At 65.3% G+C, this 15117-nt stretch carries 15 protein-coding genes; 4 read left to right on the plus strand and 11 right to left on the minus strand.

What is annotated here, in order from left to right:
* Positions 1-124: 124 nt before the first annotated feature.
* Positions 125-898: a nucleoside triphosphate pyrophosphohydrolase gene (gene mazG, locus SPYCA_RS05935; protein WP_120222175.1), complete on the plus strand. Its 774-nt coding sequence runs from the start codon at positions 125-127 to the stop codon at positions 896-898.
* Here the strand turns inward: mazG and hflX are convergent.
* From hflX to dusB, 7 genes are all read right to left on the minus strand, one after another.
* Complete coding sequence (hflX, locus tag SPYCA_RS05940; protein WP_120219334.1) at positions 876-2174, minus strand: GTPase HflX; 1299 nt, start codon at positions 2172-2174, stop codon at positions 876-878. The genes mazG and hflX overlap by 23 nt on opposite strands.
* A gap of 50 nt (positions 2175-2224) precedes the next feature.
* Positions 2225-2719: an RNA chaperone Hfq gene (gene hfq, locus SPYCA_RS05945; RefSeq protein ID WP_232003545.1), complete on the minus strand. Its 495-nt coding sequence runs from the start codon at positions 2717-2719 to the stop codon at positions 2225-2227.
* 110 nt (positions 2720-2829) lie between these two features.
* Positions 2830-4215, minus strand: a complete 1386-nt coding sequence (gene ntrX, locus SPYCA_RS05950) for a nitrogen assimilation response regulator NtrX (RefSeq protein WP_120219335.1) — start codon at positions 4213-4215, stop codon at positions 2830-2832.
* A complete protein-coding gene (locus SPYCA_RS05955; RefSeq protein WP_232003547.1) occupies positions 4205-6496 on the minus strand; it encodes a sensor histidine kinase in 2292 nt (763 codons plus the stop codon). The genes ntrX and SPYCA_RS05955 overlap by 11 nt, the downstream gene beginning before the upstream one ends.
* Positions 6497-6578: 82 nt before the next feature.
* On the minus strand, positions 6579-7997 hold the full coding sequence (locus SPYCA_RS05960; RefSeq protein WP_120219337.1) for a sigma-54-dependent transcriptional regulator: 1419 nt from the start codon (positions 7995-7997) through the stop codon (positions 6579-6581).
* Entirely contained in the window at positions 7994-9085 is a 1092-nt protein-coding gene (locus tag SPYCA_RS05965; protein WP_120219338.1) for a two-component system sensor histidine kinase NtrB, read from the minus strand. Before SPYCA_RS05965 ends, SPYCA_RS05960 begins: the two co-directional genes overlap by 4 nt.
* The gene (gene dusB / locus SPYCA_RS05970) at positions 9082-10080 is read right to left on the minus strand and encodes a tRNA dihydrouridine synthase DusB (protein WP_120219339.1); all 999 of its coding nucleotides are present in this window, start codon (positions 10078-10080) and stop codon (positions 9082-9084) included. Before dusB ends, SPYCA_RS05965 begins: the two co-directional genes overlap by 4 nt.
* A 96-nt stretch (positions 10081-10176) precedes the next feature.
* Between dusB and SPYCA_RS05975 the strand changes: the two genes are divergently transcribed.
* Positions 10177-11355 carry a bifunctional 2-C-methyl-D-erythritol 4-phosphate cytidylyltransferase/2-C-methyl-D-erythritol 2,4-cyclodiphosphate synthase gene (locus SPYCA_RS05975; RefSeq protein ID WP_120219340.1) on the plus strand — a complete coding sequence of 393 codons (1179 nt, stop codon included), beginning with the start codon at positions 10177-10179 and terminating at the stop codon, positions 11353-11355.
* 3 nt (positions 11356-11358) lie between these two features.
* Positions 11359-11913, plus strand: coding sequence for a CinA family protein (locus SPYCA_RS05980; RefSeq protein ID WP_232003549.1), 555 nt, complete (start codon positions 11359-11361; stop codon positions 11911-11913).
* 1 nt (position 11914) lies between these two features.
* Here SPYCA_RS05980 and SPYCA_RS05985 read toward each other — a convergent pair whose 3' ends face one another.
* The 3 genes from SPYCA_RS05985 to lipA are packed head-to-tail and all read right to left on the minus strand — an operon-like array spanning position 11915 to position 14089.
* On the minus strand, positions 11915-12649 hold the full coding sequence (locus SPYCA_RS05985) for a metallophosphoesterase family protein (protein WP_120219341.1): 735 nt from the start codon (positions 12647-12649) through the stop codon (positions 11915-11917).
* Positions 12646-13146, minus strand: a complete 501-nt coding sequence (locus SPYCA_RS05990) for a type II toxin-antitoxin system RatA family toxin (protein ID WP_232003551.1) — start codon at positions 13144-13146, stop codon at positions 12646-12648. The genes SPYCA_RS05985 and SPYCA_RS05990 overlap by 4 nt, the downstream gene beginning before the upstream one ends.
* Positions 13147-13153: 7 nt before the next feature.
* Positions 13154-14089 carry a lipoyl synthase gene (gene lipA / locus SPYCA_RS05995; protein ID WP_120219342.1) on the minus strand — a complete coding sequence of 312 codons (936 nt, stop codon included), beginning with the start codon at positions 14087-14089 and terminating at the stop codon, positions 13154-13156.
* A 62-nt stretch (positions 14090-14151) separates the two neighbouring features.
* Between lipA and SPYCA_RS06000 the strand changes: the two genes are divergently transcribed.
* On the plus strand, positions 14152-14790 hold the full coding sequence (locus tag SPYCA_RS06000; RefSeq protein WP_120219343.1) for a carbonic anhydrase: 639 nt from the start codon (positions 14152-14154) through the stop codon (positions 14788-14790).
* A gap of 9 nt (positions 14791-14799) precedes the next feature.
* On the opposite strand, the gene SPYCA_RS06005 is transcribed toward SPYCA_RS06000, so the two are convergent.
* On the minus strand, positions 14800-15096 hold the full coding sequence (locus SPYCA_RS06005) for a PaaI family thioesterase (protein ID WP_232003552.1): 297 nt from the start codon (positions 15094-15096) through the stop codon (positions 14800-14802).
* Between the last annotated feature and the right edge of the window lie 21 nt (positions 15097-15117).

Genomic DNA, 15117 nt, shown 5'->3' on the forward strand with positions numbered 1-15117 from the left:
GGGCCGTTGCGCTATGTCGGGCGCGGCGCTGTCATCAGCACCCGGTTGCGGTCCGGATCGCGGCGCCTTCCCTATGGCCGCCTGGCGCTGGCGCGCCTGTTCCAGCAGAAGCGATGCGATACCCATGACAAACACTGCGTCCCCGGCCCCCATCGACCGGCTCCTCGCCATCATGCGGCAACTTCGCAACCCCGACGGCGGCTGCGAATGGGATCTGGCGCAAAGCTTTGCGACGATCGCGCCCTATACGATCGAAGAGGCCTATGAGGTTGCCGACGCCATTGTCGGCGGCGATCCCGCGGCGATCTGCGACGAGCTGGGCGATCTGCTGCTTCAGGTGGTTTTTCACGCCCAGATTGCGGCCGATGACGGCTTGTTCGATTTCGACGATGTCGCCAATGCGATCAGCGACAAGATGGAGCGGCGCCATCCGCACATCTTCGGCGGTGCCGCGACCGGCGATGTGCGGCGGCAATGGGAGGCGATCAAGGCCGATGAACGGTCCGAAAACGGCCCTCAAGGCGCGCTGGCGGGCATCGCGCTTTCCCTGCCCGCGCTGCTGCGCGCCCAGAAGCTTCAGGGCCGGGCCGCGCGCGTCGGTTTCGATTGGCCCGACAGCAATGGTCCGCGCGACAAGATCGCCGAGGAGCTAGCCGAGGTCGCCGAGGCGAAAGATCCCGCCGCGCGCCACGAAGAGATCGGCGACCTGTTATTCGCCGTCGTCAACTACGCCCGCAAGCTGGGCGTCGACGCCGAAAGCGCGCTCCGCGACGCCAATCGGAAATTCGCGCGCCGTTTTGCCGCGATGGAAGACCGCGCAGGCGGCACTCTGACCGGCCTGTCGCTCGACGCGCAAGAAGCGCATTGGCAGGCGGTCAAGGCGTCGGAGGCTCGGTAGGCGGCCATAGCCGGTCAAAACGGGCGCGGTCGGCCGGATCGAGCCGGACCGTCAGCACATGCCCCTCTCCCCTGGGTTCATCGGCAACCACTTCGCCGCGCGCGTGCAGCCATGCCATCGCGTCGCCCTGTTCATAGCCGAGGTAGATTTGCTGAACCTGGTGCCGTGCGGTCAATTGCGACGCCATAAGCAAGCGCGCGGCGTCAACCCCCTCGCCCGTCACCGCCGATATGATCGCTACGTCGCTGCGCCGCGCGGCCATCGCTTCCATAGAGGCGCGGCGATCGGCGTCGGCCGTGTCGATCTTGTTCCATATCTCGATTTGCGGAATGGCGCTGGCAGCCCCGTCGCTCTCCTCGTCTTGCGGCCCATTGACGCCCAGCGAGTCCAGAATCGCGCGCACATCGTCGTACTGCGCCTCGGTGTCGGGATGCACGATGTCGCGGACATGGACGATCAGGTCAGCGGTCGTGACCTCCTCCAGCGTCGCGCGGAACGCCGCGACCAGCTCGGTCGGCAGGTCCGACACAAAGCCGACCGTGTCGGACAGGATCGCCTTGTCGATACCGGGCAGGCGGATTTCGCGCATCGTGGGGTCGAGCGTCGCGAAAAGCATATCTTCCGCCATGACGTCACTTCCCGTCAAGCGGTTGAAGAAAGTCGATTTTCCGGCATTGGTATAGCCAACGAGCGCGATCACCGGCCATGGCGCGCGCTGACGCTTGGAACGCTGGAGCTGGCGTGTGCGGCGCGCGTCCTCCAGGCTGCGACGAATACGCGCCATCCGTCCCCGGATCATCCGGCGGTCGGCCTCGATCTGCGTTTCGCCGGGGCCGCCCAGAAAGCCGAAGCCGCCGCGCTGCCGCTCGAGGTGCGTCCAGCTACGCACGAGCCGTCCCGCCTGATAGTCGAGATGCGCGAGCTCGACCTGCAACCGTCCTTCGGCCGTCGCCGCACGCTCGCCAAAGATTTCCAGGATCAGGCCCGTGCGGTCGATCACCTTGGTGCCGAAGGCGGTTTCAAGGTTGCGTTGCTGGATCGCCGTCAGGGCGGCATCGACCACAACCAGTTGAATGCCTTTTGCCGCGATGTCGGGCTCGATCGCTTCGATCTGGCCGACGCCGAGCAGCGTCGCGGCGCGCGTCTGGCGCAACCGCAGCATATGGACCGCCACGACGTCGAGCCCGATCGCCAGCGCAAGGCCCTTCGCCTCCTCGGCGCGCGCGTCGAGGTCGCGGGCAAGGCGCTGGCTATGCCATTCGGGCACGATAATCATCGCGGCGGCGCCGCGCGTAAACTCGTCTTCGCTATTGGCTATCGGGTCGATCAGCTGTCGTCCGCTTCGTCATCATTATCGGTCAGGTTGATCGGACCGTTCGGCTGGACCGTCGAAATCGCGTGCTTGTAAACGAGCTGCACCTGCCGTTCGCGCTCGAGCAACATGCAGAACAGATCGAACGCAACGATATCCCCCTGCAACATCACGCCGTTGACGAGGAACATTGTCACCGATTCGTCCGATCGGCGAACCGCGTTGAGGAACACGTCCTGCAACGCCTTGCCCTTGCTGGGCGGCGCATCGCGCAGACTGCCGCCGAGCAGCGACAGGTCGAAATCATGCGAAGGCATCACGGTCGAAATCGCATGTTTGTACACCAGCTGCGACTGGCCGTCGCGGCGGAGCAGCAGCGAGAAATTGTCGAACCAGGTGATGATGCCCTGAAGCTTGACGCCCTTCACCAGAAACATCGTGACGGGGGTTTTGCTCTTGCGGAGAGCGTTGAGGAAAATATCCTGAAGATTCTGATTTTTATCGGACACATTTGCCTCCTGTTCTTGGCGGTGAAACCGCGGGTACGGCGCCGGTTTTCCGGCATTCAAGACCTTCTTCTTGCTCGCAATATGCGGCAAAGCGTCCGCATCGTCCAGCGCTAAGCCGGGCTTTCATTGTCTGAACTTTCGGTAAGCCCCAAAAGTTTCAGTTTGCGGTGCAGCGCCGAACGCTCCATCCCGATGAAGCTCGCGGTGCGCGAGATGTTGCCCGAAAAGCGGTTGATCTGAATCCGCAGATATTCGCGCTCGAAATTTTCGCGCGCTTCCTTGAGCGGAATGGCGGTGATCGACTCCGAATTGGGCAGAATGTCCGTTCCGCCGCGAACCAGTTCGGCGGGCAGCATGTCGGCGTCGATGCGCGCCAGCCGGTCGCTCGGCGCCAATATCATCACCCGTTCCACTACATTGCGCAGCTCGCGTACATTGCCGGGCCAGTCATGCGCCTGCAACGCGGCCATCGCCTCGGCGCTGATCTCGGGCGGCGGCACGCGGCGGTCGGCGGCATAGCGTCGCACGAAATGATCGCACAGGCTGGCGATGTCGTCGCGCCGTTCGCGCAGCGACGGGATATGCACCGGCACGACGTTGAGCCGATAATAAAGATCCTCGCGAAAGCGTCCCTCGGCGATCTCGACGGTCAGGTCGCGCGCCGAGCCCGAAATGATCCGCACATCGACGCGGATCATCGTCCGCCCGCCGACCCGCGTGAAGCTCTGGTCGGTCAGCACGCGCAGTATCTTTCCCTGCGTCGTGAGCGGCATGTCGGCAACCTCGTCGAGAAACAATGTGCCGCCGTGCGCCTGCTCGAGCAGGCCGACGCGGATCGAGCCGTCGTCGGCCTCGGCGCCGAAAAGCTCCAGCTCGACCGTCTCCGGGTCCATGCGCGCCGACGAAATCACCCGGAAGGGTGCATTGTGGCGCCCGCTCCAACCGTGAAGGACGCGCGCGGCGACTTCCTTGCCGACGCCGGGCGCGCCGGTGATGAGGACGCGGCTTCCCGTTCCGGCGACGCGCTTCAGCGTTGCGCGGACATTATTGATCGCGGCGCTGTTGCCGGTCAGCTCCTCCGCCGGTCCGGCCTTTTCACGGAGCTGCTCATATTCGAACTTCAACCGCTCATTTTCGGTAGCGCGCGCGACGAGGTGGAGCAGGCGCGAGGCTTCAAACGGCTTTTCGATGAAATCGAACGCGCCGCGGCGGATCGCGGCGACCGCGGTGTCGAGCCCGCCGTGCCCCGAAATCACGATGATCGGCAGCGTCGGGTCGAACGCCTTGATCGCTTCGACCAGCCCGAGCCCGTCGAGGCGCGAACCCTGAAGCCAGACGTCGATCAGCGCCAGCGAGGGGCGCCGCTGGCGGATGGCTTCCAGCGCCGAGTCGCTGTCGGCGGCGGTGCGCGCCTCATAACCTTCATCCTCCATGACCCCGGCCACGAGGTCGCAGATGTCGCGTTCGTCGTCGACGATCAGAATATCAAGCGCCATGGTCTTCTTTATCCTGTCGGTTGCGGATGCGTCCCGGAACGGTCTCACGCCGACCAAGCATATTTTCGTCGCCCTGCCCCGCCAGCGGCCGCAGCCGGTCGGGATGCAGCGTCAGGGTGACGCGCGTGCCTTGTCCCATTGGATTGTCCGAAAACTCCAGTTCGCCATAATGTTGTTCGACGATCTTCTTGACGATCGCGAGGCCGAGCCCGGTCCCGCCCTGCCGCGTCGTCATATAGGGCTCGGCGATCGCCTCGCGCGCTTCGGGCAACCCGATGCCGTCGTCGGTGATGCGGATGACGACCGCGTCGTGCGCGCCGGTTTCCAGTTCGACCCCAATGGTTCCGGCCGCGACTTCGTCGGAATCTTTACGCTTTTCTTCAATTGCTTCGACGGCATTTTTGACAATGTTCGTTATCGCTTGCGACAGCAGGCGGCGGTCGCACACCAGCGGGTCGATCTCGGCGGGCGTCTTGACCGTAAAGGCAATGTCGGGTTTCGCCACCTCGAACAGAAACACCGCCTGGCGCAGAATGTCGCGCACATCCTCAACCCCGAAGGTCGGCTTGGGCATCCGTGCGAAGCTGGAAAACTCGTCGACCATGCGGCGCATGTCGTGAACCTGGCGGATCACCGTGTCGGTGAGCTTGCGAAAGGTCGGCGCATCGGCCTCGACACGGTCGCCGAAGCGGCGCTGCAATCGCTCGGCGGCGAGCTGGATGGGGGTGAGCGGGTTCTTGATCTCGTGCGCGATGCGGCGCGCAACGTCCGACCAGGCGGCGCGGCGCTGGTCGAGCAATTGCTGCGTAATATCCTCGAAACTGAGGACAAAACCGTCACCTTGCGCCACCGCCTTGGCCGCGAGCGTCGCCGGTTCGCTATCCTTGCGCGCCAGCTGGACGATCGCCTCGCGCTCTTTCCCGGTCAGCAGTTGCGACAATTCGGGCGCGACGTCGTCCAGCAGAAGTCCCGTGAGCTCGTCGGCCGGACGGTCGATCAGCCTTTCCGCCGCGGCGTTGGCAAGCAGGATTCGGCGGTCGGCATCGACCGACACAACCGCCGACGATACGCCGCTCAGCACCGCCTCGATAAAGCTGCGCCGCGTTTCGAGTTGCTCATTGGCGTGAACGAGCGCGCGCGTCTGCCCTTCCAGTTGCTCGGTCATGCGGTTGAAGGCGCGTGTCAGGACCGAGATTTCATCGTCGCGCGCGGGCGGGGTCACGCGAACCGACAGATCGCCGCCCGCGGCGGTGCGCGTCGCGCCGATCAGCGTTCCCAGCGGCCGCACGATGCGGTCGGCGACGACGATCGCGGCGATCACCGCGAGCGCGAGCAGCAGCAGCGACCCCAGATAGAGGGCGCCGTTGAACTGCAGCTGAAGCATCTGCGAGCGATCGAAGAGCTGGTTGTAATCGGCGAGCACTGCGCTCGCTCGCGCCGATTGCTGAAAGCCGGGCACATTCGTATCGCGCGACGCATAGACATAGGCGCGATCGGTACCGGGAAGCCGCGCCGCCGCCTCGATCCGGTTGGCCTGGCGCACCACCACGACATCTTCGCCCGCATCGAGACGCGCGATCATCGTTGAACTCAGCCGGTTTTCTGCGGTCCGGTCGTCTGGATTGATTGCCGTTGCCGTTCGTGCGAGGCCGTCACGTCCGATCTCGATAATCGCCGATTCGTTGAGGCTGCGGACAACCACCTGCTGCAGATAATAGTCGTTGAAGCCCGGTGCATCGATCGGATACTGCCGAAGTCGCGTGCCCAGGTCGGTAGCCATGGCGAACGTGTTTGCGCCAACCTGGCGCTGATTTTCCTGATAATAGCCCTCAGCGAGATTCGCCGCATTCTCGAACATCCCGCGCGACCGGTCCGAAAACCAGAAATCAACGCCGAACTGGAAGAGCAGCGACGCGAAGATAACGACGAGCAGGGTCGGAACTGCCGCGATCAGGGAGAAAAGCGCCACGAGCCGGACGTGCAGGCGCCCATTGCCGCCCGCCATCGACCGCACCGCGCGGGCGCGCGCGACGCGGCTGCCGATCAGCACGATCAGCGCCATCGCCGGAACCAGATTGGCGACCATGATCGCGGCGACGAGCGCGGGCGTCAGCAGCCGTTCGCTTTGCGCATCGCCGGTCACGAAAATATAGGTGGCAATCGCAATGCTCACCATCGCGGCAAGCGCATAATATTCGGGGACGCCGAAACGCCAGATACCCGCGCGCACGTCCTGGCCGTCCGAATCCATGTCGAAAGTCGGGGCAGCGGCCAACGTCATTGTTGCTGCAATACGACATTCCTGTTGCATAGAGAACACACAATCGCGCCGCCGATGCCATTTGACGCGGGCCTGGCGGCGCTCAGGGACGCAATGGATTGATTTCCAGTTGGGCCAGTCGTTTGCGCAGCGTATTGCGGTTGATGCCGAGCCGCCGCGCGGCTTCGAGCTGGTTACCCTGCGCATCGCGCATCACGCGGCGGAACAGCGCAGTCTCGACGATGGCCTCGAGTTGCCCGTGGATGTCGCTTTCCGCATCAGGGCTGGCCATTTTTTCCCGCGCCCAATCGTCGATCGCGCGTGCGATCCGCGCCGCGGGATCGACCAGGCCGCCGCTTTCGCCATTGTCGCGCAGCACCATCTCGACCTCGCGCGCAGTGACGACGGTGTCGCGCGACAGCACCGCGAGCCGCTGCACCACATTGCCGAGCTCGCGGACGTTCCCCGGCCAGTCGTGACGTTCGAGCCATTGCATCGCTTCGGGCGCGAACTGACGGTCGGGCAACCCCGATCCGCGCCCGACCTCGACAAAATGGCGCACGAGTGCGGCGATGTCGCTGCGGCGGTCGCGCAGCGGCGGCAGGGTCACGGGGATGACGTTGAGCCGGTAGAACAGATCCTCGCGAAAGCGGCCGTCGGCGACGAGCGCGCGCATGTCACGATGCGTCGCGGCGATGACGCGGACGTCGGCGCGCAGCGGCTGGCTGCCACCGACGGTCGAATACTCATTGCTCTGAAGCACGCGCAGCAGCCGCGTCTGCGCCTCCAGGGGCATGTCGCCAATCTCGTCGAGGAACAGGGTGCCGCCTGCGGCCTGTTCAAAACGCCCCGCGCTGCGGCTGTGCGCGCCGGTGAAGGCGCCTTTTTCGTGGCCGAACAGCTCGGCCTCGATCAATTCGCGCGGAATGGCGGCCATGTTGATCGCGACGAACGGCCCCGCGCGGCGCAGCCCGGTGGCGTGGATCGCGCGCGCGACGACTTCCTTGCCCGTCCCCGATTCGCCGAGGATCAGCACCGCGAGGTCGTTGGTCGCGAGCCGCGCGATCGTCCGGTAGACCGCCTGCATCGCGGGGGCGCGGCCGACGAGGCCGTGGCTGTCGGCGGGCGGGTTGGCGTCGCTCGCCGTCGGCTCGGCGCGCCGTTGCAAAGCGGCGCGAACGCTGGCGGTCAGTTCGTCAAGGTCGAAGGGCTTGGGCAGATAATCATAGCTGCCGATACCCGTCGCGCGCACCGCGGTATCGAGCGTGTTCTGCGCCGACAGCACGATCACCGGCGTCGCGGGGTCGACCGCGGCATGCGCGAGCGAGTCGATGCCGTCGCCGTCGGGCAGCACGACGTCGGTGATGATGAGGTCGGGGCGATGGCCCGCGAGCCAGGCGTTGCGTTCGGCGATGCTGCCGACCGACGCGAGAAGGCCGCATTCGCCATCAAGCGTTTCGCGGATGATCATCGCGATCGCCGGATCATCCTCGACCAGCAGGATCGTCTTGCCGTCGCTCATCCCCGTCCCTTTGCTTGCGCGACGGGCAGGTGGACGCGAAAGCGCGTCCAGTCGCCATCGCGCATATGCTGCACCGTCCCGCCCATGTCGCGCGCGAGCTTGGCGACGAGCGCCAGGCCAAGGCCCCTGCCCTCGCGCTTCGTCGTCACGAACGGGTCGAACAAATCGCCGCGAATGTCCGCGGGGACGCCGGGACCATTGTCGCTGACGCTGAGCTCGATCGGCAGCGCGATGCGCCCACGCCCGTCGCCATTGTCGATCGACAGGCCGTGACGATAGGCGGTTGCGATCCGCACCACGCCATCGTCGCGCCCCGCCAGCGCTTCGCAGCCGTTGGTCACGAGGTTGAGCAATATCTGCACCATGGCGTCATGGTTGCCGTGGACGAGCGGCAGCGACGGGTCGAAATCCTCCGCGAAGCGAACGCCCGGAAACTGGCGCGCACGCGCGGTTTCCATCGCCTGATGGATCGGCTGATACAGGTTGATCGGTTCGCACAGGATCGGCTGTCCCCGCGAAAAATGCTCCATCTGGTCGATCAGCGTCGCGATGCGGTCGACCTCGGCGCAGATCAGCGTCGTGAAACGCTCGCCTCCGCTGTCGGTCTTGCGCGCGAGCAGCTGCGCCGCGCCCTTGATGCCGGCGAGCGGATTCTTGATCTCGTGCGCGAGCATCGACGCCGCCGCGCCTGCCGCGCGGCTCGACCGCCCGATCGCTCCGCCCATCAGTTCGGTATCGCTTTGCGAGGGCACGAGCGCCAAGATGCGGTGGCCGCCCTGGCCATAGGGCACCATCTGCATGTCGACGAAGACCGATTTGCGTCCGCCGAGGGTAATTTCGGCCCGGTGCGCGAAGAGCGCCGACATCGCGGCATCGTTCATCCGCTGGCGATAGCTGCGGTCCATCTGGATGACGTCATAGATGACGCGCCCGACCATCGCCGTCCGGCTGACATTGCAGAGCTGCTCGGCGGCGGCATTGACGAAGAGCACGACACCGCCGCTGTCGATCAGCAACGTCGGCACGGGATGCGACTGGATCAGCTCGTGATGGTCAAAGCTCGGGATGCTCGAAGTGGGCGCGGTCACGCCGCCGCCCGCGTCAGATGCGGGCCATAAAAGGCCTCGAGCGCGTCGAGGACGCTCTTGCTGTCGGGGATCTGGTTGACCTTGTTGCGGAACTCGGCCGAGCCCGGCAGGCCCTTGACGTACCAGCCAAGATGCTTGCGCGCCATATTGACCCCGGTGGTTTCGCCATAATGGTCGATCATCGCCCGGTAATGCGATGTAATGACGTGATATTGTTCGTCGAGACCCGGATCAGGACGCTCGCCCTCGCCGCGCAGCGCCGCCATCACCTGTCCGAGCAGCCAGGGGCGGCCATAGGCGCCGCGGCCGATCATCACGCCATCGGCGCCGCTCTGCGCCAGCGCGGTGCGCGCATCGTCGGCCGAGCAGATGTCGCCGTTGACGATCACCGGGATCGACACCGCATCCTTGACCTTGCGCACAAAGGCCCAGTCGGCCTCGCCGCGGTACATCTGGTTGCGCGTGCGGCCGTGAACGGTGACGAGCTTCGCGCCCAGATCCTCGGCGATATGCGCGAGTTCGGGGGCATTGAGGCTGTCGTGGCACCAGCCCATGCGCATCTTCACCGTCACCGGCACCGACACGGCCTTGACGCAGGATTCGATCAGCGCGGCGGCGAGCTTCAAATCGCGCATCAGCGCCGATCCCGCGTCGCCATTAGTGACCTTGCGCACCGGGCAGCCCATGTTGATGTCGATGATCGCCGCGCCGCGATCTTCGTTGAGCTTGGCCGCCTCGCCCATTTCATAGGGGGTGCAGCCGACAAGCTGCATCGACACCGGCTCCTCGACCGGATCCCAGGCCGCCTTCTGGATCGACTGGCGCGTTTCGCGGATCGCCGCCTGGCTGGCGATCATTTCGGTGACGTTGAGCCCCGAACCATAGGAACGCACCAGCTTGCGGAACGGCAGGTCGGTCACGCCCGTCATCGGCGCGAGGATCACGGGATCCGCGATGGTGATGTTGCCGATCTGGATGGGCCGCAGCGGCGCCATGGGGGATGCTTTCGTTTGCATTGCCTAAAATTTGAGCAGCCCCTACACGCTATGCCGCTTTCCCGCAAGGCGCGGCTGCGCTAACCGGCGCGCATCATGTCCGAGTCCCCTGCCCCGCCGCCCCGCCGCGTCGCCGCGATCCTCCTTGCAGGCGGCCGCGGGGTGCGCGCAGGCTTTGCGCGGCCCAAGCAGCTCGAAATGCTTGGCGGCAGGCCGGTGCTGCGCTGGAGTCTCGACGCTTTGGCGTCGCATCCCTTCCTCTCGGGCGGCGTGCTGGTCGCAAATCATGACGTCATGGCGGCCGCGCAACCCTTGCCCGAAGGCTGGATTTCCGCCGAACCCGGCGCCGAGCGGCAACAATCGGTGGCCAATGCGCTGGCCGCGCTGTCAGATTGGGAGGACGAGACGCCGGTGCTCGTCCATGACGCCGCGCGCCCCGGCGTCGATGCCGCCGTCGTCGACCGGCTGCTTGCGGCGCTGGATCAGGCCGAAGCGGCGATCCCGGTACTGCCGGTCCCCGATACGCTGGTCGAGGCGGCGGACGGCGGGGCGGGCGATGTCGTCGCGCGCGACCGGCTGGCGCGTGTCCAGACGCCGCAGGCCTTTCGGCTCGGCACCTTGCGCCGCGCGCACGCCGAAGCCGCTGGCGCGGCCGCGAGTGACGATGCGCAGCTCGTCCGCAGCCTTGGCGTCACGGTGGCGATGGTGGAAGGCGATGCGCGTCTCCACAAACTCACATATGCCGGGGATATGGCCATCCTGCGTGGGCTGCTGGGGACAAGCGACATGATGCGAACCGCCGTCGGGATGGGCTATGACGTTCACCGTCTCGTCGCGGGCAAGCCGCTGTGGATCGGCGGGATAGAAATCGAGCATAGTCATGGGCTTGAAGGGCATAGCGATGCCGACGTCGCGCTTCATGCGCTGACCGACGCGATCCTCGGCGCGCTGGGCGACGGCGACATTGGCGATCATTTCCCGCCGAGCGACCCGCAATGGCGCGGCGCCGCGTCGCACCGCTTCCTCTCCTTTGCCGGCGAGCGCGTTGCGGCAAAGGGCGGGCGGATCGGCCACCTCGATCTCACGATCATCGCCGAAGCGCCAAGGATCGGCCCGCACCGCGTCGCCATCCGCAACCGCATTGCCGAAATCCTTGCGATTCCGGTCGGGCGCGTTAGTGTGAAGGCGACAACGACCGAGCGGCTCGGTTTTACCGGCCGTCGCGAGGGCGTCTCGGCCCAGGCCGTTGCGACCATCCAACTTCCGGAGATTTGACCCGTGCTGCCCGATGCCGAATCGCGCCTTTCCGCGCGTGATGATCTCGCCGCGAGCGTGCTCGCGCAAAACCGCGCGGCCGGGCGCAAGATCGCGGTCGCCGAAAGCTGCACCGGCGGCATGGTGGCCGCGGCGCTGACCGACATCGCCGGATGTTCCGACGTTTTTACCGCCGGTTTCGTGACCTATTCGGCCGACGCCAAGAAACGGCAGCTCGACGTCAGCGGCGAGATACTCGAAACCTTCGGTGAAGTGTCGCTGGCGACCGCCTGGGCGATGGCCGCGGGAGCGCTGGCGAACAGCGACGCCGACGTCGCGGTCGCGATCACGGGCATCGCCGGTCCCGGCGGCGGTACCGAGAAAAAGCCGGTCGGTCTCGTCGTCTTCGCGCGCGCGCTGCGCGGGCAAGACCCGGATGATTATTTCACCCAGCGCATCCAGTTCGAGGGGGCCGACCGCGCGGCGATCCGCCAGGCCGCGACAATGTTCGCCCTCGAACTGCTTCAGCCCGAAAAGGACGCGCTGCGCCCGTCGGAGGATGTCACCCTTCCCGCATGATTCAAACGCGGCCGGTTCGGAGTGCCTTGGCCCAGTCGGTCCGGCCGTTGACCTCCGCGTCGCGCGCGGCCTGTTCCCAATCATATTCAACGGCGCAAAGCTCGGCTGACCACGTCCCATTGGTCATCGTCGCTATCGCATAACGCGCGTGAGGCGACCCGGTCTCCACGATGTGCGGAAAGGGCTGGTCGTCGTCATATGCCTGCAAGCCGACGCTTCCCGGATTAACGATCAGCCGCCCGTCATCGAGGCGAACTATCCGGGGCACATGCGTGTGACCGCAAAGGATCAGGCTGGCACTGACTGCACCCGTACGTTCAACTATCTCGTCTCGGGTGGCCGCCCGCAATCCATCCTCGGTGACCGTTTCCAGAAAATAGACGAGGTCACTGTCGGGTGTTCCGTGGACAAGCAGAATATCGTCCGAGATTTGCATGGTCTCGGGCAGCGCGGCGATCCAGGCCAGATGGTCCGGCCGCAAATTTGCCGCTGCATGGCGATCAGACAGCCCCATTCTGTCACGCGCTTGTTCCAGTATCTGCCGCTCGTGATTACCGCGGATAGTAGAAATGTTAAGCTTCATCAGTCGGTCGGCGGTCTCTGCGGGGAAGAGGCCGCCTGACAATATATCCCCCAGATTCACGACGCATTCTATTCCGCGACGAGTTATGTCGGCCAGAACCGCATCGAGAGCCGCAAGGTTGCCATGAATATCGGAAATCGCGGCGATTTTCATCGCCCCTCACCGATCGCCGCATCTGATGCCGGATTGCTGTCAGCGATGATCGGGGGTTGCGCGTCCGGATTGTAAAGTTCGTCGGCGCGCGCTTCAAACGCGGCGATCATCTTTCTCAGCGCCTTATCGAACATCTGTCCCGCGAGGGCCTCGAACATCCGGTTGCGGAACGAGAAGTCGACCATGAAATCGACGCGGCAGCCGCCGCCTGCGGCGGGCTGGAAATGCCATTCGTTGCTGAGATGCTTCATCGGGCCGTCGATATAGCTGACGACCACCTCGCACGGCCGCTGCTTGTGGACGCGGCACGAAAAACTCTCGCGCAGCCCCTTGAAGCCGACGATCATGTCCGCGACCGCCTCATGCTCGCTGTCGCTGCGAACGCGCAGCGCGACGACCCACGGCAGGAACTCGGGATAGCGTGCGATGTCGGTCACCAGCGCGAACATCTGTTCGGCGCTGTATGGCAGATCGCGCGTTTCGTGGTGGCGGGGCAAGACCGGCTCAGTCGGCGCGCGTGCGCGCGAGTTGCGCCTCGCGCGCCGCGCGCATCCGCTCGAAATCGTCGCCCGCGTGATAGCTGGAGCGCGTCAGCGGCGACGAGGCGACCTGCAGAAAGCCCTTGGCGCGCGCGATCTGCGCATAGGCGTCGAACGCCTGCGGCGTCACGAAGTCGATCACCCTGGCATGTTTCGGCGTCGGTTGCAGATATTGGCCCATCGTCATGAAATCGATGTCGGCGCTGCGCATGTCGTCCATCACCTGATGCACCTCCATCCGTTCCTCGCCGAGACCGAGCATGATGCCCGACTTGGTGAAGATCGACGGATCGCGCCGCTTGACGCTTTCGAGCAGGCGCAGCGAGGCATAATAGCGCGCGCCGGGGCGGATGGTCGGATAGAGCCGCGGCACGGTTTCGAGATTGTGGTTATAGACGTCGGGGCGGGCATCGACGATCGCGGCGACCGCGCTTTCGGGCTTGTTGCGAAAATCGGGCGTCAGGATTTCGATCGTCGTCTGCGGCGTTTCGCGGCGCAGCGCCTCGATGACCTTGACGAACTGGCTCGCGCCGCCGTCGGGCAGGTCGTCGCGGTCGACCGAGGTGATGACGATATGCGTCAGCCCCATCTTCGCGGCGGCGATCGCGGTATGTTCGGGTTCGAGCAGGTCGACCGGGCGCGGCATCCCCGTCTTGACGTTGCAGAAGGCGCAGGCGCGCGTGCAGGTGTCGCCCAGGATCATCACCGTGGCGTGCTTTTTGGTCCAGCATTCGCCGATGTTCGGGCACGCCGCCTCTTCGCACACCGTATGCAGGTTCAGCTCGCGCATCAGCTTGCGCGTTTCGGCATAGCCGGGGCTGGTCGGCGCCTTGACGCGAATCCAGTCGGGCTTGCGCGAGCGCTGGCTCGGCGGGGCGGCGGGTGCGGCAGGAGCGTTCATCGCGCCCACATAGTCGCCTATGCCCCTCTTCTCAACCTCTCTACCTATGCTATGGGGCCGCCATGACTCACTTTGCCGACATGATCGAGGGCTATCGCCGTTTCCGTAATGGTGGGTGGCAGGAACAGCGCGACCGCTGGAACGAGCTTGCCGAGGGGCAGTCACCCAAGGTGATGGTGATCGCCTGCTCCGACAGCCGCGTCGAACCGTCGCAGATTTTCGATACCAATCCGGGTGAAATCTTTGTTGTCCGCAATGTGGCCGCGCTTGTGCCGCCGTTTGAAACGACGCCCGGACGTCACGGCGTCTCGGCCGCACTGGAGTTTGCCGTGCAATTCCTGAAGGTCGAGGAAATCGTCGTCATGGGCCATGGCCTTTGCGGCGGCTGCCATGCGGCGCTGCATGGGACGATGGCGGGCGCCGAACCGGGTCGCGGCGGCTTTATCGCCGACTGGATCGCGCTGCTCGACGATGCGAGCGACGAGGTGCGGGCGGAGCATTCCGACCTCGACAGCCGCGACGCGGGCCGCGCGATGGAAATGGCGGCTGTGCGCGTCAGCATCGCGAATCTTCGCACTTTTCCCTGTATTCAGGAAAAGGAAGCGCGCGGGACGCTGAAACTGCGCGGCGCCTTTTTTGCGATCAGCGACGGGGTGCTGCATGTCATGGACGAAGCCACGGGCAAATTCAAACCGGCCTGAGCAGCCGCGTCACGGAATCGCGTAAGTCACATTCGCTTGCCCGACCGGCTTTAGCGGATCGTCGGTCCAGATACGGACGTCCATGACCGCGAGCCGCTTGCCGAGGCGCAGCATATGCGCGTCGGCGAACAGCGATCCCGGACTGCACGGCCGCAGAAACTGGTAATTGAGCGCGCTCGTCACCGCCATCGCCACCGGCCCGATATGCGCGAGGACGAGCGCATAGGCCGCCATGTCGGCGAAGCCCATCTGCGTCGGCCCCGAAATCAGCCCGCCGGGACGCAGCGCCTTGTCGGTCGGGTCCATCCGCGCGCGCACAGACCCGGC

The sequence above is a fragment of the Sphingopyxis sp. FD7 genome (genome assembly GCF_003609835.1).
GTDB lineage: Bacteria > Pseudomonadota > Alphaproteobacteria > Sphingomonadales > Sphingomonadaceae > Sphingopyxis.